We start from the raw sequence: 22,144 nt of genomic DNA, 5'->3' as shown, positions 1-22,144 counted from the left end.
CGGGGGTGGCGGTCAGGGGTGTAGGAGGGCCTTGCCGGCGTCGGCGGCGAGGTCTTCCAGCACGCGCAGCGCGCGGTCGGCCTCCTCGAGCGGGAACTCGTGCGTGATCAGTGGCGCCGGGTCCAGCACGCCCGTCGAAAAGGCCCTCACCGCGTGCGTCCAGGCTCGCGACGGTGCGCCGAACACCGTGTGCACCGTCACCGCGGCCGTCACCAGGTCCGCGGGCGCGATCGGTTCCGTCTCGTGGCCCGCCAGGCCCGTCAGCACGACCCGACCACCGCGGCGGCACATCCGCACTGCCAGCGCGCCCGTGCCCGGCGCGCCGGCCAGCTCCGCCACCACGTCGAACCCGCCCGGCGCCGCGCCCGGGCTGTAGAAACCGGAAGCGCCGCAGAAGCGGGACGCCACAGCCGCCCGGGACGCCCGCGGGTCCACCACGACCAGCTCCGCCGGGCCGCTCGCCGCCAGCAGCTGGGTCGCCAGCAGCCCGAGCGTCCCGCCGCCGATCACCGCCACCCGCTCGCCCGGCACGACCGCCGCGAGCAACGTCGCCGCCGCCATGCACGCCGCCGGCTCCAGCAACGCGGCCGCGCGCAGGTCGGCGCCGTCGGGCAGGACGTGCAGCAACCGCGCGGGCAACCGCAGCTCGCCGGCCCACGCGCCGGGCTGGGTGAAGCCCGTCTCGTCGTACTCGGCCACGCACAGGGTCGTGTCGCCGCGCCGGCACGGGGCGCACCGGCCGCAGTTGCGGAACCCCTCGCCCACCACCGGCTTGCCCAGCAGCTCCGGATCCGTGCCCGGCCCCAGCTCGACGACCGTCCCGGACCACTCGTGCCCCGGCACCACCGGGTACCGCACGAACCCCTCCGGCCGCGTCCCGGCCAGCACCTCGCGGTCCGACCCGCAGATCCCCGCCCACTCGACGCGCACGACGACCTCGCCGTGGCCGGGATCCTCCGGTTCGGCGCGCACGACGCGCAGCTTGCCCGGGCTCTCGACGACGACCGCGCGCCCCATCAGCCCACCAGCTCGGGTACCCGCTCGACCCACGAGCCGTGCGGTTCCAAGGTCAATTCCCGCACGTCGTCGGGCCTGCGAACGAGCCGCACCACCAGGTAGTCCGACGACAGCCGCTCCGCCGAACCCTCGCCCCACTCGACGACGACCGCCGCCGAATCCAAGTCCGTGTCCAGGTCCAGGTCGTCGAGCTGCGTCAGGTCGCCGCCCAGCCGGTAGGCGTCCACGTGCACCAGCGCCACGCCCCGCTCCCCCGCCGGGTGCACCCGCGCCAGCACGAACGTCGGCGAGCTGACCCGCCCGGACACCCCGAGCCCGGCCGCGATCCCGCGCGTCAGCACGGTCTTGCCCGCGCCGAGCGGCCCGGCGAGCAGGACGACGTCGCCCGCCCGCAGCGTGCGGCCGAGCGACTCGCCGAACGCCACCGTGTCCTCGGCCGTCGGCAACTGGATGCTCATTGGTTCAACCACCGCCACATCCGGCGCGGGCGGGACTCGTCGGTCACGCCGGCGCATCGCTGTACCAGGTCGATGAGGTGGCTGTTGACCACCTCGGGCTGTTCGAGCTGCACCATGTGCCCGGCGCCGCGCACCCGCACCAGCTCGGCGTCGGGCAGTTCGGCCGCGATGCGCTCGGCGTGCGAGTACGGCGTGAACCGGTCGGTGTCGGCGCCGATCACCAGCACGTGCGCGTGCTTCAGACCGGCCAGCGCGGCGTACCGGTTGTGGCTGCCGAGGGTGTCGACGAACCCGACCAGCTCCTTCACCGGCGTCACCGCCAGCATCTCCAGCATGAAGTCGACCACGCGCGGATCGACGTCGCGAGAGCCGAACGCGAGCAGCCGCACCGCCTGCCGGGTCAGTTGCCCGCCCGCGGCGCGCACGAACTCGACCAGCCCCGGCTGCCACCCGGCGAGCTCGCCGACGCCGCGGGTGAGCGGGTTGTACTTGGACAGCAGCCCGCGCGGCAGGCCCTTGCGGCCCACCTCGCCCGCCGCGGTGGCGATGAACGCAACCCCGCAGACGCGGTCGGCGAACAGGTCCGGGTTCTGCTGGGCCAGCTCCATGACCACCATGCCGCCCATGGAGTGGCCCATGAGCACGATCGGCCCCTCCGGCGCGACCGCGCGCAGCACCGCGTCGAGGTCGCGGGCCAGCTGCTCGATGGTGCTGGCCTTTTCGCTCGCCGGGCCGGACGTGCCGTGCCCGCGGTGGTCGTAGTAGACCTGCCGGACCCGCGGCAACGTGAGCGACGCCAGGTCACGGCGCTGGAAGTGCCAGCTCAGCTGCGACAACGCGAACCCGTGCACGCCGACCACGATCAGTTCGGGCTTGCCGCCGTCGGCCGGGTCGATCTCGGACACCGACAGCGGGGTGCCGTCGTCGGCGGCGACGGTGGAGGTGCGGTCCGGGTCCAGGGTGCCCAGTGGCGCGGCGGCGAGGTGGTCGCGCTGGCGCTGCTGCTGGGCGGTCACCGCGATGGTGGCCGCCGCGGTGCCGGTGACCAGCGCGACGGCACCGCCGAGCACGGTGAGCATCCGGCGGGACACCATCAGACGTCCTCCCCCAGGTACCGCCGCCGGATCCGCGGCCGGTACATGCCGGTGACGATCTCGTAGTCGATGGTGCCGATCTTGTCGGCCCATTCGCGCGCGGTCGGCTCGCCGTTCGCGCCGTCGCCGAACAGGACCACCTCGGCGCCCAGCGGCGGCTCGTCGTCACCGCAGTCCACGACCAGCTGGTCCATGCACACGCGCCCGGCGACCGGGCGGCGTTTGCCGTGCAGCCACACGTCCATCCGGCCGGACAGCGTGCGCGGCACCCCGTCGGCGTAGCCGGTGGGCACGAGCGCCAGCGTGGTGTCGCGCTGCGCGGTCCACGTGTGTCCATAGGAGACGGACTCGCCGGCGCGGATCCGTTTGGTGAGCACGACCGAGGACCGGAACGTCATGACCGGGCGCAGGTCCTCGGGCTCCGGGTTGGGGTTGAGTCCGTAGATCGCGATGCCCGGGCGGACGAGGTCGAAGTGCAGGTCCGGCCGGTTCAGCGTGGCGGCCGAGTTCGCCAGGTGCCGCAACGGGTTCAGGCCGGCTTCGCGGGCGATCCCATACGCCGCGGCGAAGCGGTCGGCCTGCCGGTCGATCGACGGGTGGCCGGGCTCGTCGGCGCACGCGAGGTGCGACCAGATCGCGACGACCTCGACGGCCGGCTCCGCGGCGGCCTCCTTGACCAGGGCGGGCCAGTCCGCGGCGGGACAGCCGTTGCGGGACAGACCGGTGTCGATCTTCAGGTGCACGCGGGCTTTCTTGCCGGCCCGGCGGGCGGCTTCGGCGATGCGGGCCAGTTCGTGGAGCGAGCCGGCCGAGAGGTCGACGTCCGCGGCGATGCCCGGGGCGAAGTCGGTGGCCGGCAGGTCGAGCCAGGTGAGCAGCGGCGCGGTGATGCCCGCCGCGCGCAGGGTGAGCGCCTCGTCCAGGGAACAGGCCCCGAGCCAGGTGGCGCCGGCCTGCAGCGCGGCCCGCGCGACGGGGACGGCGCCGTGGCCGTAGCCGTCGGCCTTGACGACCGCCATCGTGGCGGCACCGGAAGCCGCCGCCCGGCTCGCGAGCAGGGCGACGTTGTGGCGCAGGGCAGCCAGGTCGACGACAACCTCGGCACGGGGGGAATCGGGACTCATCGGGGCCCATTTTCCCACGTCCGGGGTACCGGGTGCCGGTCGGGCACGGACGATGCCCGTGGCGGTGGTCACCGCCGAACGTCCTCAGGCCCCCTGCACCGGCACGTTGTGCACCAGCTGCCGCACCGCCAGGTGCCGTCCCCGGATCTCGTCGCCCGCCTCCGGCGACGCCGGCTGCTCCAGCGTCACCTGCGCCTTCGCCTCCCAGGCCGGTGGCTCGGCGCCGCCGGCGAGTGCCCAGGCGGCCTGGCGCGCGGCGCCCAGGGCCACGTGCTCGGCCGGCTCCGGCACCACCACCGGCACCCCGAACACGACCGGCGCGATCGCCCGCACCGCCTCGGACTGGGCCGCGCCGCCGATCAGCAGCACCCGCCGCGCGGACAGGCCCTGCGCCGCCACCGCGTCCAGCCCCGCCGAGAGCCCGCACAGCATGCCCTCGACCGCGGCCCGCGCCAGGTTTTCCGGCGTCATGTTGCCCCGGCGCAGCCCGTGCAGCGAACCGGCCGCCGTGGGCAGGTTCGGGGTGCGCTCGCCGTCCAGGTACGGCAGCAGCGTCAGGCCCTCCGCGCCGGGCGGGGCCGCCAACGCCAGCCGGTCGAGCCCGGCCAGGTCGGTGCCCAGCATCCCGGCGGTCGCGGTCAGCACGCGCGCCGCGTTGAGCGTGCAGGCCAGCGGCAGGAACCGCCCGGTCGCGTCGGCGAACCCGGCGACCAGCCCGGTGGCGTCCGCGGGCGCCGTCTCGGACACGCCGAACACCGTGCCGCTGGTGCCCAGTGACACCACGACGTCGCCCTCGCCGAGGCCCAGCGCCAGCGCCGCGGCCATGTTGTCGCCGGTGCCCGCCGAGACCAGCACCCCGTCCGGTGTCCGCCCGGCCGCCTCCGCCGGGCCCAGCACCCGCGGCAGCTCCGGGTCCCGTCCGCCGAACGCGTGCTTGAGGATGTCCCGCCGGTACACGCCGTCCGCGGGCGAGAAGTACCCGGTGCCGGACGCGTCGCCGCGGTCGGTCACCGCCTCGCCGCCGGTCAGCCGCCAGGTCAGCCAGTCGTGCGGCAGCACCACGCGCGCCACCCGGTCGGCCAGCTCGGGCTCGTGCTCCGCCAGCCACCGCAGCTTCGTCACCGTGAAGCTGGCGACCGGCACCAGGCCGACCGCCTCCGCCCACGCCGCCGGGCCGCCCAGCTCGCGCACCAGGTCCTCGGCCGCCTGACCGGACCGCGTGTCGTTCCACAGCAACGCCGGGCGCACGACCTCGCCGTCCTCGTCGAGGGTCACCATGCCGTGCTGCTGACCGCCGACGCCCAGCGCCTGGACGCCGTCCAGCAACCCGTCGCTCGCCTCGGTGAAGGCCCGCCACCACTCGCGCGGGTCCACCTCGGTCGCGTCCGGGTGCGCGGCGCGGCCGGTGCGCACCACGGCGCCGGTCCCCGCGTCGCAGACGACGATCTTGGTGGACTGCGTGGAGGAGTCGACCCCGGCCACGAGCTTGTCCGTCATGCTTCCTCCCGGAGTTGCGCCACCAGCACTTCCACGCCGAGCGCGCGCATCGCGGCGATCTCCTCGGCGGGCGTCTCGTCGTCGGTGATCACCACGTCGTAGGCGCTCACGTCACCGTAATCGTAGGTGGCGGTGCGGCCGAACTTCGAATGGTCGACCACCAGCACGTTGCGGTTCGACGCGGCCAGCGCGGCCGTCTTGAGGTCCGCGTAGTCGCGCACCGGGTGGTAGAGCCGGCCACCGGCGACCGCGGTCGCGGAGACCAACCCGACGTCGGCCCGCATCCGGCCGAGCGCGGCGACCGTGTCCGGGCCGGCACACGAGTCGAACTCGGTGTAGCGGCCGCCGAGCAGCAGCACCTCGACGCCCTCGGCCTCGCCGAGGATCCGCGCCTCCTCCAGCGAGTTGGTGATCACCACCAGCCGCCCCAGCTCCGGGAAACGCCGGACCAGCGGGAACAGGGTCGTCGAATCGTCGACGAACACCGTCTGCCCCGCGGTCACCTGCTCGAACGCCAGCGCCGACAACGCTTCCTTCACCGGCAGGTTGAGGGTCTCCCGGAAGCGCTTCGCCGTCTCCATGGTCAGCGCCGGGTAGGCCGCGACCTTGCCGCGCAGCTTGCGCAGCAGCCGCCGCTCGGCGAGGTCGTCGAGGTCGCGGTGCATCGTCATCAGGCTGACCCCGAACTGCTCGGTCAGCTGGTCGATGCGTACCTCACCGCAGTCGATCACGTGCCGCAGGACCTCCTGGCGGCGCTGCTCGACCTCGGCGTCGGACGGCCTAGGCACGCACCACCGCCTTGATCACCGAGTCGTCCTTGGCGGCGATGGTGAGCGCCTGCTCGACCTCGTCCAGGCCGAACCGGTGGGTGACCAGGCGGTCCAGGTCGACCTCGCCGCCGGCGGCCAGCGCGATCGCCGTCGGCCAGGTGTTCGCGTAGCGGAAGGTGCCGGTGACCTCCAGCTCGAAGTTCTGCACGTGCGCCAGCGGCAGCGGGATCTCGTCGCCGCCCATGCCGATCAGCACGACCCGGCCGGCGCGCGCCACCGTGCGGATCGCCTGGCCCGCGGCGGCCGGGACGCCCGAGCATTCGAGCAGCACGTCCGGCTCGAACCCGGCGCCGGCCAGGCTCTCCCGCGACACGTCGATCGTCGCGGTCGCGCCCAGCTCCTCCGCCACCTGGAGGCGGCGCGGGTTGACGTCGGTGACGACGACCTCGCTCGCGCCGAACGCCCGCGCGGTCTGGGTCGCGACCAGGCCGATCGGACCGGCCCCGGTGATCAGTACGCGGCTGCCCGGCGCGATGCGGGACTTGCAGCTCGCCCACACGCCCACCGAAAGCGGTTCGAGCAGGCCGGCCGCGTCGTCGCTGAGCGCGTCGGGCACCGGGTGCGCGAAGTCCTCGCGCAGCACGACGTACTCGCAGAACGCGCCGTCGATCGGCGGGGTGCCGAAGAACCGCATGCGCGGGCACAGGTTGTAGCGGCCGGCCTTGCACTCGCCGCACACCGAGCACGGCACACCCGGTTCGAGGGCGACGCGCGCGCCGATCTCGTGCCGCCGCGCGTCGCTGCCGCGGGCCACCACCACGCCGCTGGGCTCGTGCCCGAGGACCAGGGGCTGCTCGACGACGAAGTCCCCGATGCGGCCGTGCTCGTAGTAGTGCACGTCGGAACCGCAGGTGCCGACGGAGGCGACCCGGATCAGCACCTCGTCCGGCGCGGGCCGCGGCACCGGCCGCTCCTCGATCCGGATGTCGTGGATCCCGTACAGCACGGCGACCTTCATCGTCGCGGGCACATCACTCACCTGTCACGGCTCCCAGCGTCAGGCCGGTGACCAGCCACCGGCGCACGGCGAGACCGGCCACGATCATCGGCAACACCACAATAGTGCCGATCGCCGTGAGCTGGCCCCAGTCGATTCCCGTCTGCGTCACGAGCTGGTCGGCGGCGATCGGCAGGGTCTGCGAGTGCGGACCACCGAACACCAGCGCGAACGCGTAGTCGTTCCAGGAGAACACCAGGCACAGCACGAAGGTGGTCACCAGGCCCGATTTGGTCAGCGGCAGCACGACGTACCAGAACGCCTGCCACCGCGTGCAGCCCGCGACCAGCGCGGACTCCTCCACCGACGGCGGCACCTCGGCGAAGAACGCACTCATCAGCCAGATCGCGAACGGCAGGTTGAACGTCAGGTACGCCAGGATCAGCCCGGGGATGCTGTCGATCAGGTTCGCGCCGCGGAACAGCAGGAACAGCGGCAGCACCACGACCGCGATCGGCGCCATCCGGGTCGAGATGATCCAGAACGCCACGTGCTTCTTGGCGCGCATCCGGGTGCCGGCGAGCCCGTACCCGGCCAGCGCGCCGATCGCGACCGCGAGCACCGAGGAGATGCCGGAGGCGAGCACGCTGTGCCAGATGTAGGGGCCGAGGTTGTTGGCCCCGGTGAACAGGCTGCGGTAGTTCTCCAGCGTGGGCTGGAACAGGAACTCCGGCTCCGCGGCGGTCACGTCCACATCGGACTTGAACGAGGACGCGACCATCCACACCAGCGGCACCAGTGTCCACAGCAGACCGAGGAGCACCACCACGCGGACGCCCAGCCGGGCGCGCAGCGGGGTGCGGTCGATGGCGCTCGTCGTCATCGGGTCAGCCCCTTCCTGTCCAGTACCCGGACGAACGCCCGCGCGATGAGGATCGTCACCCCGAGCATGACGAGCCCGATCACCGCGGCGTAGCCGAGGTCGAAGAAGCGGAAAGCCGTTTCGTAGAGCCGGATCGGCACGGTCTTGGTCGCGTCGGCGGGGCCGCCGTTGGTGGTGACGTTGATGATGTCGAAGTACCGGATGGCGTCCATCGAGCGGATCAGCAGCGCCACCAGCAGCACGCCGGAGATCGAGGGCAGCAGGACGTGCCGGAAGGTCTGCCAGCCGTTCGCGCCGTCCAGCGCCGCGGCCTCGCGGATGCTCTGCGGCACCGCGGTCAGGCCGGCGAGCACGACCAGCGTGATCAGCGGCGTCCACTCCCAGACGTCCATCGCGACCACCGCGACGAACGCCGACGTGCCGCTGCCGAGGATGTCGCCGTGGTAACCGACCAGGCCGAGCAGCCACGTGTAGAGGCCGAACGTGGAGTCGGTGAGGAACCGGCCGAGCAAACCGACGATCACCGGCGCGACGAACATCGGCAGCAGGAACAGCGTCAGCAGCAGGTTGCGGGCGCGCATCAGCTTCCACAGGCACAGCGCGAACACCAGGCCCAGCAGCATCTCCAGGCCGACGGTCAGCACGAAGAACGCGATGGTGCGCAGCCACTGCACCCACAGGTCGAGATCGGAAAACAGGCGCGCCCAGTAGGTGAGGCCGACGTTGTCGAACACCACCCCGCCGAGCAGGCGCACCCGCGAAAAGCTCATCGCGATGATCGTGACCAGCGGGATGACCGACAGCAGCGCGAGCAGGATCATGCCCGGCGTCATCATGAGGCCGTGGAACCCGATCCGCCTGCGCGGCTTGGTGTTCCGGGCCGGCGCCTGGGCGGGCGCGTCGAGTGTCGTGGTCATGCCGCCCACCCCCGTGCCGTGATCCGGTCGATCTTCGCCGCCGCGTCACGCATCGTCTCGGCGGGCGAGGAGTCGCCAGCGAGCATTTTGGACAGTTGCGTGTAGACGGCGGTGTCGCACTCGTTCCACATCGGGATCTTCGGCCGCAGCCCGATGTTCTCCGGCCGCCACGCGGTCGCCACGGCGGGCGCGGCGAGGATGTTCGGCATCGCGGACGGCCGGTGCTCGGCGGCGCGCACCTCGGGCAGGTCGTAGACGGACTGGCGAGTCGGGGTGCCGCCGCCGGCCTCGCTCTTCAGGTTGGCCAGCTGCGTCTGCGTGGAGGTCGCCCACAGCACGAACAGCCACGCGGCCATCCGCTCGTTGGGCAGGGTGTTGCCGTTGATGCCGATGCCGCAGCCGCCGTAGTGGTTGGCGGAGCGGACGGGCCCGCGCGGCAGCGGCGCGTAGCCGAAGCGGCCGGGCATGGCCTTCTCGTTGGTGGCCGCGTACTCGTGCCAGTTGACGCACATCGCGATGCGGCCCGAGCTGAGCGCCGGGGCCAGGCCGTTCCAGTCCCAGGTCTTCGACGACGGGTCGGCGATCGACAGGAGCCGCTGGTAGAACTCGGCGGCCGCGATCGCGGCGTCGCTGCCCAGGCGGCACGGGCCGGGGTCGGTGGTGCCGTAGAGGCCGATCTCGGTGCCGCGGTCGAAGTAGTCGCCGCCGTAGGACCACAGCACGTTGGAGAAGTCGCACATCAGCGAGTCGTGCTGTTTGGCCTGGTGGCCGGTGCCGTAGGCGACCTCGTCGGCGTTGTCGGTGAACCACTTCGCGATCCGCAGGTACTCGTCCCAGGTCCGGTCGAGGCCGGGGGTGGGGTCGAACCCGAGGTCGTCGGCCATCCGCGCGGAGTACTTGTCGAACAGGTCGGCGCGGTACTGCCAGATCATCGTCGGGCAGTCGTAGGGGACGGCGAAGATCTTGTCCCGGTCGCCGAACCGGCCGGCGGCGTCGAGCTGGGTCGGGATGAAGTCGTCCCAGCCGGTGAACTCGGGCAGGCCGGGCTGTCCGGCGAGTTCCCGCAGGTCGACCAGGCCCTTCGAGTAGGGGGCGAGCACCTGGTAGGGGTCGGCGTAGATGACGTGGTACTGCGATTCGCCGCCGGCCAGGTCGAGCGCGACCTTCTGGACCAGGGCGGACAGCTCCAGCGTGACGATGTTGACGTTGATGCCCGTCAGGTCGGTGAACGGCTTGAGGTTCGCCGCGATCGCCGCGGTGGGGGCGGTGTTCTCCGAGATGAGGTTGATGGTGGCGCCGGCGAACTGGCGCCAGCGGTCGTCGGTGGCGATCCGTGGCGCGTCCTGGCGGGCACCGCAGGCGCCGAGCAGACCGCCGGTGGCGAGGGCCGCGCCGCCCGCCAGCGCCCCTCTGAGCACCGACCGCCGCGCGAGGCCCCGTGGGGGCGCTCCCGTCATTGGGTTCCTCCGTAGTTGGTGGGGACGCCCACTTATTTACCAGAGGAACTCGCAGCTGTTAACACATAACTCGATAACTTGATGGGCAAGTTCTCCTACGGGAGCTGTGGGTGATAGTTCGTGTTCAGGGAGCGCCGGCGCGCACCCTCGGCGAGGCTCCCGGAGGCCGGCCGCCCCGCCAGCCACCCTCGCCGCGCGCGAGCAGCGAGCCAATCAACCCGGGCAGCACCCACCCCCGCCCAGACCTGCTGATTGCGCCCCGGGAGCACGCGCTCGGCGTCAGACAGCGCCGGCGCGCACCCTCCGCACGGCATCCGGAATCGCGGCGAGAATCCCCGACGCCGACACCGGCACACCCCGCGCCGCCAGATCCCCCGCCAGCGAATGCACGTACGCCGCACACCCGGCAGCCAGCCACGGGTCCATCCCGCTCGCCAGCAGCGAACCGATCAAGCCGGACAGCACGTCGCCCGAACCGGCCGTCGCCAGCCAGGAGCCGCGGGCGACGTTGACCAGCACCCGGCCGTCCGGGTCGGCGACGATCGTGACGTTGCCCTTGAGCAGCACGACCGCGTCGTACTTGGCCGCGGCCTCCCGCACCGACGCCACCCGGTCCTCGCCCGGCGGCCGGCCCATCAGGCGTTCGAACTCGCCGGCGTGCGGGGTCAGCACCAGCGGCGTGCCCGGGTCGCGGGCGTCCAGGACGTCCGGGCGGTGCGCCATGAGCGTCGTCGCGTCGGCGTCCGCGCACACCGGGACCCCGGCGCCCAGCACGTGGGTGAGCACCTCGCGCCCCTCGCTCCCGGTGCCGATGCCGGGGCCGACCACCCACGCCTGCACCCGCCCGGCGTCGGTCACCGAACCGGTCGCCACGACTTCCGGCCACCGCGACCGCACGACATCCGCCGCCGGGCCGGCGTAGCGCACCATGCCGGAGGTCGCGAGCACCGCCGAACCGGTCGCGAGCACCGCCGCCCCCGGGTAGGTCGCCGAGCCGGCCGCGATGCCGGTCACGCCCTGGCTGTACTTGTTGTCCTCCGGCCCGGGCACCGGCCACGCGCGGCCGACATCGGCGGCGTCCAACTGCGACAGGTCCGGCTCGTCCAGGTCCAGGCCGATGTCGACCAGCTCGACCCGGCCGCAACGCGCCGGGTTGAGCACGTGCACCGGTTTGCGGGCGCCGAAGGTCACCGTCCGCGTGGCCGTGACCGCCGCCCCCGGCACCACCCCGGTGTCCGGCTCGACGCCGCTGGGCAGGTCGACGGCCAGCACCGGCGCGCGGACGTGCTCGACCAGCGCCGCCGCGTCCGGGCGCAGGCCGCCGTGCGCGGACAGGCCGACGATCCCGTCGATCACCAGGTCCGCGCCGTCGAGCACCGCGGGACCGTCCTCGACGGAAGCCACCCGGCCCTTCGCCCGGCGCAACGCGGCCAGCCCGGCGGCGTGCGCCTTCTCCGGCTTGAGCAGGATCGCGGTGACGCTCACATTGCGGCGCCGCAGGAACGCACCCGCCCACAACGCGTCACCACCGTTGTTGCCCGCGCCGACCAGCAGCGCGACCCGGCGCCCGGACACCCGCCCGGTGTGCTCGGCCAGCATCTCGGCCGCGTGCACGGAGACCGCGAACGCGGCCTTGTGCATCAACGCGCCTTCGGGCGTGACGGCCAGCAGCTGTTCTTCAGCCGCGCGGATCCGGTCAGTGGTCCAAATGCCTCGCACGCGGCCCTGTCTACTCCACGGTCACCGACTTCGCCAGGTTGCGCGGCTTGTCCACGTCGTAACCACGCGAGCGAGCGATCTCGGCCGACAGCACCTGCAGCGGCACAGTGGACACCAGCGGCTGGAGCAGCGTCGGCACCGCCGGCACCTCGATCAGCTCGTCGGCGAACGGGCGCACCGTGTCGTCGCCCTCCTCGGCGATGACGATCGTGCGCGCGCCGCGGGCCTGGATCTCGCTGATGTTGGACACCAGCTTGGCGTGCAGCACGGCGCGGCCCTTCGGCGACGGCATCACGACGACGACCGGCAGGCCCTCCTCGATCAGCGCGATCGGGCCGTGCTTGAGCTCACCGGCGGCGAAGGCCTCCGCGTGCATGTACGCCAGCTCCTTGAGCTTGAGCGCACCCTCCAGCGCGACCGGGTAGCCGACGTGCCTGCCGAGGAACAACACGGCCTTCGAGTCGGCGATGCCGCGGCTCAGCGCCCGCACCTGGTCCACAGTGGACAGCACCTTGTGCACGGCGGCCGGCATGGCCTCCAGCTCGGCGAACTCGCGCGCGACCTCGTCCGGGTACTTGGTGCCGCGGGCCTGCGCCAGCGCGAGGCCGACGAGGTAGTTCGCCGCGATCTGCGACAGGAACGTCTTCGTCGCCGCGACCCCGACCTCCGGCCCGGCGTGCGTGTAGAGCACGGCGTCGGACTCGCGGGGGATCTGCGCGCCGTTGGTGTTGCAGACGGCCAGCACGCGCGCCTTCTGGTCGCGGGCGTGGCGGATCGCTTCGAGCGTGTCGGCGGTCTCCCCGGACTGCGACACGGCGACGACCAGGGTGTCCCGGTCCAGCACCGGGTCGCGGTAGCGGAACTCGCTGGCCAGCTCGACCTCGACCGGCAGGCGGCACCAGTGCTCGATCGCATACTTGGCGACCAGGCCGGAGTGGTAGGCCGAACCGCAGGCCACCACGAACACCTTGTCGACCTCGCGCAGGTCCTGGTCGGACAGGCGCTGCTCGTCGAGGACGATGCGGCCGCGGTCGAAGTGCCCGCGCAGCGTGTTCGCCAGGGCCTCCGGCTGCTCCTCGATCTCCTTGAGCATGAAGTACTCGTGGCCGCCCTTCTCGGCGGCGGAGAGGTCCCAGTTGACCGTGAACGGCTTGCCCTGCGCGGGCTCGCCGGCGAAGTCGGAGATGTCGTAGCCGTCGCGGGTGATGACCACGACCTGGTCCTGTCCCAGCTCGACGGCCTCGCGGGTGTGCTCGATGAAGGCCGACACGTCGGAGGCGACGAAGTGCTCGCCCTCGCCGACGCCCACGACCAGCGGCGACGACCGGCGCGCGGCGACGATCATGTCCGGCTGGTCGGCGTGGGTGACGACCAGGGTGAACGCGCCTTCGAGGCGGCGGCACACGGCACGGACGCTGGCCGGCAGGTCACCGGCGGTGGGGCCGTCGGCGTAGGCGCGGGCCACCAGGTGGGCGGCGGTCTCGGTGTCGGTGTCGCTGGTCATCTCGACACCGTCGGCCTCCAGCTCCGCGCGCAGGGCGGCGAAGTTCTCGATGATGCCGTTGTGCACGACGGCGACGCGCTGCGAGGCGTCCCGGTGCGGGTGCGAGTTGCGGTCGATGGGGGCGCCGTGGGTGGCCCAGCGCGTGTGGCCCATGCCCGCGGTGCCGGCGAACCGGTCGAGGCCGGTTTCGTTGAGCGCCCCCTCCAGGTTGGCCAGGCGGCCCGCCTTGCGTTCGACGGTCAGCGCGCCGGCGCCGTCCAGCACGGCCACCCCGGCCGAGTCATAGCCTCGGTACTCCATCCGGCGCAGCCCGCCGAGCACGACGTCCAGCGCCTGCCGGTGACCGACATATCCCACGATTCCGCACACCCCACCAGCCTAACGAGGGAAACGGTGTGCGCTCCCCCGGCTCATCTCCACCTCGGCGAAACCGCGCTTCCGATGGATGTTGCGCGGCCGTGCCGGGGCGGGCTGCCCTAAGCTCTCGACCATGGTCAGCAAGCCCAAGGAGCTGCTCGAAGAGCTGTCGCACGCGGGACCGCACGAGGTGCTGCGGGGCAACCTCGCGCTCGCCGGATTGCCCGGTGTGGTCTTCACCCCACGAAGCGGCCTCGGGCTGCCGGCCGTCGCGTTCGGCCACGGGTGGCTGCAGCCGCCCGGGCGCTACCGCGGGCTGTTGAGTCACCTCGCGAGCTGGGGCGTCGTGGCCGCGGCGCCCGCGACGCAGCTGGGTCCGCTGCCGTCGCACCGCCTGCTGGCCGCCGACCTGCGCATGACGCTCGACGTGGTGACCGGGGTGCGGCTGGGCCCGGACGCGATCAGCGTGGACCCGGCCCGGCTGGGGCTGGCCGGGCACTCGACGGGCGGCGGTTCAGCGGTGCTGGCCGCGGCTTCCGGCGGGGTGCGCGGGGTGGCGACGTTCGCCGCGGCGCAGACGCTGCCGTCGGCGAGCGCGGCGCCCGTGCGGGTGGTCGTGCCCGGACTGCACCTGGCCGCGGACGGCGACCTGATGGCACCAGCGGGCGGCAACGCCGAGGCGATAGCGAAGGCGTGGGGCGGGCCAGTCCAGTACCGGAAGGTCGACAAGTCGAGTCATCTGGCGCTGACGGAGGGCAGCCACTGGAGCCAGCGCCTGCTGCACGGAAAGCCGGACCGCCGGACGCAGGTGCTGGTCAGGGCACTGTTCACGGCGTTCTTCCTGACGCACCTGACGGGCACGGACAGGTACCGCCCGTTGCTGGAGTCGGACACGAAGCGCGCCCCGATCGACTTCACCCGCGACGCGTTGCCGGTGGCCGCGTAGGCAGGCGCCGCAGCCCTGGCTCGCCCCACCAGGCGAGCCAGCCGCCGCGCGCCCCCGAGGACTGATCCCGCAGGCACCCCATGCCCCCGGAGCGGGGGCCCAGCGACCTCGCCCCCAGCAGGCAAGCCAGCCGCCGCGCGCCCCCGCGGACCGATCCCGCAGGCCATGCCCCTGGAGCGGGGGCCCCAGCGACCTCGCCCCCAACAGACAAGCCAGCCGCCGCGCAGCCGCGGGCCGATCCCCAGGCACCCAGAGCCCCCCGAAGCGGTCTTCAGCCTCCCCATCCTCGGGTTCGCTGCGGTCTCGGAAGTCCGGCCATCGCGCCTGGGGGTGCGCGGCCGGACGTGTCAGCCCAGCCAGTCCTTGTTCGAGTAGTCGTCCTCGGGGTCGTCGGGGCGGGCGTGGCGGCCTCGGCGGGCCGCGGGTTCGAGGGGTGGGGCGTGGCGGTTGGTGGGTTCGGTCGCCATGTCGGGGTCCTCGAAGGCCATGCCGAGCGAGGCGTTGGGGTCGGGCTTCTCGGGCCGCTCCCAGCCGGCGGCGGTGCGCGCCCGGGCGGCCTGCTCGGCGAGGCGCTGCACAGTCGCGGCGGTTTCCCTCGTCAGCTCGTCGGTGCGGGCCTGGCTCTCCGCGAGGCTCGTCTCGACGCGGCGGCTGATCAGGTCCTGGCGGGCGGCGCGCTCGGCGGCGATCGCGTCGAGCTTCGCCTGGAACTCGCTCACCTGCGGGTCCCCTCGTCGTCCAGCGAACCGCTGATGCGGCCGCCCGAGCCGGGGGTGTCGAAGATGTCACCGTCGACGCGGTAGGCGCGGGACGTCCGTTCGGGGTCGTCACCGCCCTGTTGCCCCGCGGCCGGCGGCATGCCACCGAGCATCCCCATCCCACTCGAATCGACAGCGGCGCCGACCGGATCCAGCCCGGGCGCGGTGCCGAGGGTCGCCCCGGAGGGAGAAGGCGCCGAGGAGTGGCTGAGCGAGCCGGGATCCCCGAGGGAGCCACTGACCTGGGCGGCGAGCCCGTCCGCAACCCCGCCGAGCGCGCTTGCCGCGGCGGTCTGGTCCTGCCTGCCGGGAACAGGCTCACCGGAAGAGGCGAAACCGGCCGCCTGGCCGTGGGTGCCGGGATCAGCACCGGGGAAGCCGGGCACCTCGCCGGGAGCACCAGCACCACCGGCGAAGCCAGCAGCGGCCTGGCCGGCACTCACCCCACCGAAGCCGGCCGCCTGCGCGACGTCGGAGGAGCCCTGCCCAGCCGCGCTGCCAAAAGGAGCCGCGTCGTCGGCGGTGGGGGTGAAGCTCTGGTTGGCCGCGCCACCCAGAGCAGCCGCTGGCTCGGCGCCGAAGGCTCCGGCTGTGCCTAACCGCTGGGCCGCGTCCGGGAGAGCGTCGGGGGCGGCAGCGCCAGCATCGGCGGACGGGGCGAATCGCTCGGCCGCATCCGGGAAAGTGCCGGGGGCGGCTGCGCCGACAGACGGGGCGAACCGCTCGGCCGCATCCGGGAGAGTGCCGGGGGTGGATGCGCCGACAACGGCGGACGAGGCCAGCCGCTGGGCGGCGTCCGTGAGAGCGCTGGGGGCGGCGCCGGCCGACGGGGCGGGGTGCTGGGTGGTGGCGGGCTCCTCGCCGAGGGTGTAGGTCGTCGGGGGGCCCGTGCCGTCGTCGATGGTGATCACCGTGGGGCCGGTTTCGCCGACTGGGCGGTCGGCTGTGATGTGCAGCGGGCCCTCGTCGATGTGGATCTTGCCGTCGGCGGCCGGGGTGTGGGCGGGGTTGGCCGGGTCGGGGGCTCCCCAGGTCAGCTGGTAGTCCTTCGCCGGGCCGTCGCCCGTGTCGATCTTGATGGCCATCCGGCCGTTCTGGTCCGGTTCCGACATTTCGAGCTTGCTGTCGCCCCGCTGGACCGTCAGCGTGTCCTGCTCCGCCGCCACCGGCGCGACGGGGGCGACCGCCGGAGGGACGATCGGTGCGGCTGCTGGTGGCACCGCACCCGCGCCGCCCGCCGCCTCACCGGCACCGGCACCGCCAGCCGAGCCATCGGCACCACCCCCAAGAGCACCAGCCGCACCAGCAGCGCCCGCGAAACCACCGCCACCGCCGGCCGCGCCACCTGCCGAGCCACCGCCACCGGCGCCACCAGCCGAGCCGCCCGAACCCCCGCGCGAGCCGCCCGCACCGGCGGTCACCGGCGCCGCGGCCGCACCGACGGCGGCGAACGGGTTGTCCGGCACCTTCTGCAGCTCGGTGTTCAGCGCCGACCACTGACTCGCCACGGCGACGCGCGTGTTCTCGCACATCGACTGGAACTCGCCGACGAAACCGGCGAACCAGCCGCAGAACTGCGCCAGCCAGCTCTTCGCCCACGCCTGCACCGCGTCCAGCAACTCGTCGGACATCCCGAACGACGAACCCAGCACCAACTGGTTCGCCAGCTGCGGGTTCTGCGAGTACAGAAATCCGATGAAGTGCTTGAAGTCGTCCGCGCTGGCGTTGCGCCCCAGCTGGGCGATCCGCGTGAGCCGGTCGGTGTCCTGCGCCGTCAGCCCCTGCTGCTGCGGCCACGTCTGGAACGCGTACTGCAGCACCCACGAAGCCTTGTCCCGGCACGACCCGGCAACCGCGGCGATCGTGCGGTTCACCACGTCCGCCGCGTGCTCCAGCGCCTGCTCGACCGCCTTGACCCCGTCCCCGAACTTCGTCCAGGACGCCGCCGCCGCGTTCTTCCCATCGCCGTCCCACGACCCGAACAGGGCCTGCATCGCCGAGTTCTGCGACGGCGCCGCGTCGGCCACCGACTCGCGCACCTGCACGATCTCGGTCACCCCGGCCGCGAACTTGTCGAACGGGATGTCGCGCTGCTCGTCGTACCGCTCGATCAGCTCCGGCAGGCGGAAGTCCGGCAGGCCGGGCGCGGCCACCGCGCGCGCCTTGCTGTAGACCGGCAGCCAGGTGCGGAAGCTGTCCAGCCCCGCCGCGCCCGCGTCCAGGATCTCGTTCGAGTTCGCCGCCCCCGGGCTGGTGTCCGTGCCCTTCAGCGAATCGAGGCGCGTCTTCCCGTCGTCGACCGCGCGCTTCTGCTCGTCACGCGCGGCCTGCACGTTCGCGTCGTGCTGTCCCTGCGCCTTCGAGTACGCGTCGTAGGCGAACGCGCCGTCCGTCAGGTCCCGATCGGTGAAGTCGAACCGGTCCTGATAGGACTCCAGCAGCTGCTTCTTCTCGTTCTCGTTCTGGAAGCCGTAGCCGACCGGGTCGTGGTCACCGATGGCGTCGAAGTACCGGACCAGCAGCGTCCGCTTGGTCTCGTCGTCGATCTTCGGGTCGTCGACGAGCTGCTGGACCTCCTGGATCGTGGGCAGCCGGGACGCCATCAGCTCGCCGCCGTCCGCACGCCGGCCTGGGACTGGTCGTCGGCGGCGGCGTAGGACTTGCCCGCGCCGCCCAGTCTGTCCGCGTACTCACCGGAAGCACGCACGTAGCTGTCCACACAGGCCACCAGCCGCGCCACGCCCGCCTGGTACCCGGCGAAGGACTCGTGGTGCTTGCGGCCGAAGTCCTCGGCCTTGATCTGCACGTCCCGCAGGTTGGGCAGCGTGTACTTCAGCTGCGTCCCGGGCTCGTCCCGGACCGTGCCCGCGGCGGCGCTCAACTGCTGCGGATCGACCTCGTACCCGGCCACGACCACTCCCCCTCACTCCGTGTCGTGCCCCGAATGTACCCAGGGGGTACGACAGTTCGCAGTCGGTTCAGGAGACGGACGAGACCACTCCCGCGAGCCGGTCCGCCGCGGCCTGCGCGATCTCCTGCGCCGGCGCCTCGACCATGACCCGCACCAGCTGCTCGGTGCCGGACGGGCGCAGCAGGACGCGGCCCTCGTCACCCAGCTCGGCTTCCACGGCTTCGACCGCCTCGCGCACGACCGGCGACTTCGCGACCGTCGCCTTGTCCGAGACCCGCACGTTGACCAGCACCTGCGGCAGCTTGCGCATCACCCCGGCCAGCTCGGCCAGCGGCTTGCCGGTCGAGGCGACCCGGCTCATCACCCGCAACGCCGTCAGCAGGCCGTCGCCGGTGGTCGCCAGCGCCGGGAACACCACGTGACCGGACTGCTCGCCGCCCAGCGCGTAACCGCCCGAGCGCAGCTCCTCCAGCACGTACCGGTCGCCGACGGCCGTCGTGCGCAGGTTCACCTGGTGGTCGCGCATCGCCAGGTGCAGGCCGAGGTTGCTCATCACCGTCGCGACGAGGGTGTCCTGCGTCAGCTCGCCGGCCTCGGCCATCGCCAGCGCCAGGATCGCCATGATCTGGTCGCCGTCCACCAGCTCGCCCGAGGCGTCCACGGCCAGGCAGCGGTCGGCGTCGCCGTCGTGGGCGATGCCCAGGTCGGCGCCGTGCTCGACCACCATCGCCTGGAGCTGCTCCGGGTGCGTCGAGCCGCAGTTCTCGTTGATGTTGATGCCGTCCGGTTCGGCGTGGATGGCGATGACCTCGGCGCCGGCCTTGCGGTAGACCTCGGGTGCGGCGAACGAGGCCGCCCCGTTGGCGCAGTCGACCACGATCCGCAGGCCCGTGAGCGGGTGCGGGGTGGCGGCGAGCAGGTGGTCGGTGTACCGGTCGATGGCGTCGCCGACGTCGCTGACCCGGCCGATCCCGGCGCCGGTCGGGCGGGGCCCGTCGCTGGTCAGGCCCGCCTCGATCTCGTCCTCGATGCCGTCCGGCAGCTTGTGCCCGCCGGCGGCGAAGAGCTTGATGCCATTGTCCGGCATGGGGTTGTGGGACGCCGAGATCATCACGCCGAGGTCGGCTTCGAGGGCCCCGACCAGGTAGGCGACGGCGGGGGTCGGCTGGACGCCCACGCGCAGGACGTCCGCGCCGGCCGACGCGAGGCCCGCCACCACGGCGGCCTCCAGCATCTCGCCGCTGGCCCGCGGGTCGCGGCCGACGACGGCCACCGGGCGGTGCGAGCGGTCGTGCGCGGCGAGCACGCGGGACGCGCTGGCCGCCACGGACAGCGCCAGCTCCGGCGTCAGCTCCCCGTTGGCCAGACCTCGAACCCCGTCGGTGCCGAAAAGGCGAGCCATCTCATCCTCTCCTCGAGCCGTGCAACCCCGACAACCTAGCGTCCTCCGGTTCGACCGTAACGCCGCCCCGGGACGTCGTCGCCGGGGTGCGTTCCGCTGGCAGAATGCCCTTTTCGCACGTGACGAACCCAGCCGGGGCGGGAACGACGAAGGCGCCCACCCGGAACCGGATGGGCGCCTTCGTGAACGAGCTGAGCGCGGGTCAGCGCTTGCTGTACTGCGGGGCCTTGCGGGCCTTCTTGAGGCCGTACTTCTTGCGCTCGGTGGCACGCGCGTCGCGGGTCAGGAACCCGGCCTTCTTCAGCGCGGGACGGTCGTCGGCGTCGACCTCGACCAGGGCGCGGGCGATCGCCAGGCGCAGCGCGCCGGCCTGGCCCGAGATGCCGCCGCCGGTCAGGTTGCCGAAGATGTCGAACGAGTCCGGCTTCTCGACGGTCACCAGGGGCTCACGGATGAGCTGCTGGTGCACCTTGTTCGGGAAGTACTCCTCGAGGCTGCGCCCGTTGAGCTTGAACTTGCCGGTGCCGGGGACGAGCCGCACGCGGACGACGGCCTCCTTGCGACGGCCGACGGTCTGGGCGGAGCCACCGGCAGCGCGCGACGGCCGCGGAGCGGCCGGCGTCTCGCTGGTCACGACCGCTTCGGTGGCCTCGGGGGCCTCGGTGGCCGGGGAGGCCTCGGTCTCGGTGCTGGTCACAGACACTTCCTCACTCACTTGGCGACCTGCGCGATCTTGGTGATCTGGAACGGCTGCGGCTGCTGCGCAGCGTGCGGGTGCTGCGGGCCTGCGTAGACCTTCAGCTTCTTCGCCTGGGCGCGGCCGAGCTTGTTCTTCGGCAGCATGCCCTTGACGACCTTCTCCAGCAGCCGGTCCGGCCGCGTGTCGAGCAGCTCGCCGAACGAGCGCTTGCGCAGACCGCCCGGGTAACCGCTGTGCCGGTACGCGAACTTCTGGTCGCGCTTGTTACCGGTCAGACGGACCTTCTCGGCGTTCACGATGATGACGAAATCACCGGTGTCCACGTGAGGTGCATACGTGGGCTTGTGCTTGCCGCGCAGCAGCGTGGCGACCTCAGTCGCGAGCCGGCCGAGCACGACATCCTCGGCATCGATCACATGCCAGGCACGGGTGACATCGCCAGGCTTAGGGCTGTACGTGGGCAAGGGTCTACCTCGTGGTCAACGGTGCGTTTGGGGTCGAGTGCGTACCCAGCGCGAACGCTTGCTGCACGCACAACGACATATGAAGATACCCGCCGGGTTCGGCGACCTTGAAGGCGGGGTGTCCCCGGCTTACATACTAGGGTGACGCGCAGTCGACAACACGGTTTTCCGCCTGGAGGGGGCCACCGGCGTGTCCGCGCGAACGAGATCCAGACTACCGAGGTTGACCGCGGTGCTCGCCACGGTGGGCCTGCTCGCCGGCTGCGGCAGCGCACAGGCCGGTACGCCCGTGCCCGACGGCGAGGACGCCGCGGCGTACGTGAGCGCGAAGTTCGACGAGACGCTCAACAAGCTGTCCGACCAGTTCAGCGCCAACGAGACCCGCAAGACCCGGCTGGACCAGGTGGTCCGGTTCGACGAGAAGCGCCTGAACGCGACGATCAGCGCCGTTCAGCTGGGGCACCCGCCCGCCCGGCTGAGCCGCAACCACTCGAACCTCGACTCGAACGAGTACCTGGACGTCTACCACCCGGCCAACAGCCCGGTCGAGTACATGCTGCTGGGGCCCGTGTACGCGAGCCTGGCGCCGACGCCGTGGGTGCAGATGCCCTACACGTCCGGCAACTACAACGAGTGCTACTGGGAGGGCGCGCAGACGGTCTGCAAGATGCTGGGCGCCGTGCAGGACTCGGTGGAGGGTGGCCGCGGCGCGAAGCGGGCGAACAGCAAACCCGACGGCAGCCTGGAGCTGATGGCGGAGGTCACGCTGACGGCGTTCATCGAGCACGACGTGGTGACCTTCCCGGCGGCGATCGCCTCCGAGCTGACGGCCGAGATGAAGGCGCAGACGCTGCAGACGCGGGTCGCGCTGGACCCGCGGGGCAAGCTCACCGAGATCGAGATGACGGGCAAGATCACCGGCGACGGGCACGAGCTGGAGATCGACTACCACTACCGGCTCGACGGCACGCCCTCGGAGGTCGACCTGCCCAAGATCCCGGACCCGTCGCAGGTCACGGTGCTGGCGGACAGCGCCGCGGTGGCCGATTTCTACGCCCGGATGGATGACATCCAGGGGCAGGGTAGGTGAGTGAGGCGTGAACCAGCCGCAACAGCCCGGGTGGCAGCCGTGGGGGTCGGCGGGGTCTTCGGAGTCTTCGGGGTCGGCG

The 22,144-nt window shown here is 72.5% G+C and carries 20 protein-coding genes; 2 read left to right on the top strand and 18 right to left on the bottom strand.

The genetic code is table 11. The features are described 5' to 3' along the window. Positions 1 to 12: 12 nt before the first annotated feature. The 12 genes from D0D28_RS32030 to glmS all read right to left on the bottom strand — a co-directional run bounded on the left by D0D28_RS32030 (position 13) and on the right by glmS (position 13,806). Positions 13 to 1,017: a zinc-dependent alcohol dehydrogenase gene (locus tag D0D28_RS32030; RefSeq protein WP_116114831.1), complete on the bottom strand. Its 1,005-nt coding sequence runs from the start codon at positions 1,015 to 1,017 to the stop codon at positions 13 to 15. Beyond that, positions 1,017 to 1,475: a tRNA (adenosine(37)-N6)-threonylcarbamoyltransferase complex ATPase subunit type 1 TsaE gene (gene tsaE / locus D0D28_RS32025; RefSeq protein WP_116114829.1), complete on the bottom strand. Its 459-nt coding sequence runs from the start codon at positions 1,473 to 1,475 to the stop codon at positions 1,017 to 1,019. The genes D0D28_RS32030 and tsaE overlap by 1 nt, the downstream gene beginning before the upstream one ends. Beyond that, on the bottom strand, positions 1,472 to 2,569 hold the full coding sequence (locus D0D28_RS32020; protein ID WP_162831256.1) for an alpha/beta fold hydrolase: 1,098 nt from the start codon (positions 2,567 to 2,569) through the stop codon (positions 1,472 to 1,474). The genes tsaE and D0D28_RS32020 overlap by 4 nt, the downstream gene beginning before the upstream one ends. Continuing rightward, positions 2,569 to 3,693: an alanine racemase gene (gene alr, locus D0D28_RS32015; protein WP_116114827.1), complete on the bottom strand. Its 1,125-nt coding sequence runs from the start codon at positions 3,691 to 3,693 to the stop codon at positions 2,569 to 2,571. The genes D0D28_RS32020 and alr overlap by 1 nt, the downstream gene beginning before the upstream one ends. A gap of 84 nt (positions 3,694 to 3,777) precedes the next feature. Further along, positions 3,778 to 5,190: a xylulokinase gene (gene xylB, locus D0D28_RS32010; RefSeq protein ID WP_116114825.1), complete on the bottom strand. Its 1,413-nt coding sequence runs from the start codon at positions 5,188 to 5,190 to the stop codon at positions 3,778 to 3,780. Next, the gene (locus D0D28_RS32005; RefSeq protein WP_116114823.1) at positions 5,187 to 5,978 is read right to left on the bottom strand and encodes a DeoR/GlpR family DNA-binding transcription regulator; all 792 of its coding nucleotides are present in this window, start codon (positions 5,976 to 5,978) and stop codon (positions 5,187 to 5,189) included. Before D0D28_RS32005 ends, xylB begins: the two co-directional genes overlap by 4 nt. After that, a complete protein-coding gene (locus tag D0D28_RS32000; RefSeq protein WP_116114820.1) occupies positions 5,971 to 6,990 on the bottom strand; it encodes an NAD(P)-dependent alcohol dehydrogenase in 1,020 nt (339 codons plus the stop codon). Before D0D28_RS32000 ends, D0D28_RS32005 begins: the two co-directional genes overlap by 8 nt. A 1-nt stretch (position 6,991) precedes the next feature. Continuing rightward, positions 6,992 to 7,840 (bottom strand): carbohydrate ABC transporter permease, encoded by an 849-nt coding sequence (locus tag D0D28_RS31995; protein WP_094003937.1) that lies wholly within the window; start codon positions 7,838 to 7,840, stop codon positions 6,992 to 6,994. After that, positions 7,837 to 8,757 carry a carbohydrate ABC transporter permease gene (locus D0D28_RS31990; protein WP_240323437.1) on the bottom strand — a complete coding sequence of 307 codons (921 nt, stop codon included), beginning with the start codon at positions 8,755 to 8,757 and terminating at the stop codon, positions 7,837 to 7,839. The genes D0D28_RS31995 and D0D28_RS31990 overlap by 4 nt, the downstream gene beginning before the upstream one ends. Continuing rightward, a complete protein-coding gene (locus D0D28_RS31985) occupies positions 8,754 to 10,214 on the bottom strand; it encodes an extracellular solute-binding protein (protein ID WP_116114816.1) in 1,461 nt (486 codons plus the stop codon). Before D0D28_RS31985 ends, D0D28_RS31990 begins: the two co-directional genes overlap by 4 nt. Positions 10,215 to 10,493: 279 nt before the next feature. Continuing rightward, positions 10,494 to 11,933, bottom strand: coding sequence for an NAD(P)H-hydrate dehydratase (locus tag D0D28_RS31980; protein WP_116114814.1), 1,440 nt, complete (start codon positions 11,931 to 11,933; stop codon positions 10,494 to 10,496). Between the two features lie 10 nt (positions 11,934 to 11,943). Further along, positions 11,944 to 13,806 carry a glutamine--fructose-6-phosphate transaminase (isomerizing) gene (gene glmS, locus D0D28_RS31975; protein WP_116114813.1) on the bottom strand — a complete coding sequence of 621 codons (1,863 nt, stop codon included), beginning with the start codon at positions 13,804 to 13,806 and terminating at the stop codon, positions 11,944 to 11,946. Between the two features lie 121 nt (positions 13,807 to 13,927). On the opposite strand from glmS, the gene D0D28_RS31970 reads away from it, so the two are divergent. Continuing rightward, the gene (locus D0D28_RS31970; RefSeq protein ID WP_116114811.1) at positions 13,928 to 14,740 is read left to right on the top strand and encodes a dienelactone hydrolase family protein; all 813 of its coding nucleotides are present in this window, start codon (positions 13,928 to 13,930) and stop codon (positions 14,738 to 14,740) included. A 347-nt stretch (positions 14,741 to 15,087) separates the two neighbouring features. Here D0D28_RS31970 and D0D28_RS31965 read toward each other — a convergent pair whose 3' ends face one another. From D0D28_RS31965 to rplM, 6 genes are all read right to left on the bottom strand, one after another. Then, positions 15,088 to 15,459 carry a hypothetical protein gene (locus D0D28_RS31965; RefSeq protein WP_094003931.1) on the bottom strand — a complete coding sequence of 124 codons (372 nt, stop codon included), beginning with the start codon at positions 15,457 to 15,459 and terminating at the stop codon, positions 15,088 to 15,090. After that, the gene (locus tag D0D28_RS31960) at positions 15,456 to 18,101 is read right to left on the bottom strand and encodes a WXG100 family type VII secretion target (RefSeq protein WP_116114809.1); all 2,646 of its coding nucleotides are present in this window, start codon (positions 18,099 to 18,101) and stop codon (positions 15,456 to 15,458) included. The genes D0D28_RS31965 and D0D28_RS31960 overlap by 4 nt, the downstream gene beginning before the upstream one ends. Further along, on the bottom strand, positions 18,101 to 18,409 hold the full coding sequence (locus tag D0D28_RS31955) for a hypothetical protein (RefSeq protein WP_233157101.1): 309 nt from the start codon (positions 18,407 to 18,409) through the stop codon (positions 18,101 to 18,103). Before D0D28_RS31955 ends, D0D28_RS31960 begins: the two co-directional genes overlap by 1 nt. Positions 18,410 to 18,476: 67 nt before the next feature. Further along, entirely contained in the window at positions 18,477 to 19,811 is a 1,335-nt protein-coding gene (gene glmM / locus D0D28_RS31950) for a phosphoglucosamine mutase (RefSeq protein ID WP_116114807.1), read from the bottom strand. Between the two features lie 202 nt (positions 19,812 to 20,013). Continuing rightward, a complete protein-coding gene (rpsI, locus tag D0D28_RS31945) occupies positions 20,014 to 20,508 on the bottom strand; it encodes a 30S ribosomal protein S9 (protein WP_094003928.1) in 495 nt (164 codons plus the stop codon). 14 nt (positions 20,509 to 20,522) lie between these two features. Beyond that, positions 20,523 to 20,975, bottom strand: coding sequence for a 50S ribosomal protein L13 (gene rplM / locus D0D28_RS31940; RefSeq protein WP_017986650.1), 453 nt, complete (start codon positions 20,973 to 20,975; stop codon positions 20,523 to 20,525). 232 nt (positions 20,976 to 21,207) lie between these two features. On the opposite strand from rplM, the gene D0D28_RS31935 reads away from it, so the two are divergent. Further along, on the top strand, positions 21,208 to 22,065 hold the full coding sequence (locus tag D0D28_RS31935; RefSeq protein WP_094003952.1) for a hypothetical protein: 858 nt from the start codon (positions 21,208 to 21,210) through the stop codon (positions 22,063 to 22,065). Positions 22,066 to 22,144 lie beyond the last annotated feature (79 nt).

The organism is Amycolatopsis ruanii, from assembly GCF_003385175.1.
GTDB classification, from domain to species: Bacteria; Actinomycetota; Actinomycetes; order Mycobacteriales; family Pseudonocardiaceae; genus Amycolatopsis_E; species Amycolatopsis_E thermalba.
Note: the sequence above shows the minus strand (reverse complement) of the source record. Positions and strands in the feature narration are given on the sequence as shown.

Excerpts from the sequence above, each read along its gene's own strand:
- D0D28_RS32030 (WP_116114831.1), bottom strand. The coding sequence starts at position 1,017 with ATGGGGCGCGCGGTCGTCGTCGAGAGCCCGGGCAAGCTGCGCGTCGTG.
- tsaE (WP_116114829.1), bottom strand. The coding sequence starts at position 1,475 with ATGAGCATCCAGTTGCCGACGGCCGAGGACACGGTGGCGTTCGGCGAG.
- D0D28_RS32020 (WP_162831256.1), bottom strand. The coding sequence starts at position 2,569 with ATGGTGTCCCGCCGGATGCTCACCGTGCTCGGCGGTGCCGTCGCGCTG.
- alr (WP_116114827.1), bottom strand. The coding sequence starts at position 3,693 with ATGAGTCCCGATTCCCCCCGTGCCGAGGTTGTCGTCGACCTGGCTGCC.
- xylB (WP_116114825.1), bottom strand. The coding sequence starts at position 5,190 with ATGACGGACAAGCTCGTGGCCGGGGTCGACTCCTCCACGCAGTCCACC.
- D0D28_RS31995 (WP_094003937.1), bottom strand. The coding sequence starts at position 7,840 with ATGACGACGAGCGCCATCGACCGCACCCCGCTGCGCGCCCGGCTGGGC.
- D0D28_RS31990 (WP_240323437.1), bottom strand. The coding sequence starts at position 8,757 with ATGACCACGACACTCGACGCGCCCGCCCAGGCGCCGGCCCGGAACACC.
- D0D28_RS31985 (WP_116114816.1), bottom strand. The coding sequence starts at position 10,214 with ATGACGGGAGCGCCCCCACGGGGCCTCGCGCGGCGGTCGGTGCTCAGA.
- D0D28_RS31970 (WP_116114811.1), top strand. The coding sequence starts at position 13,928 with ATGGTCAGCAAGCCCAAGGAGCTGCTCGAAGAGCTGTCGCACGCGGGA.
- D0D28_RS31960 (WP_116114809.1), bottom strand. The coding sequence starts at position 18,101 with ATGGCGTCCCGGCTGCCCACGATCCAGGAGGTCCAGCAGCTCGTCGAC.
- glmM (WP_116114807.1), bottom strand. The coding sequence starts at position 19,811 with ATGGCTCGCCTTTTCGGCACCGACGGGGTTCGAGGTCTGGCCAACGGG.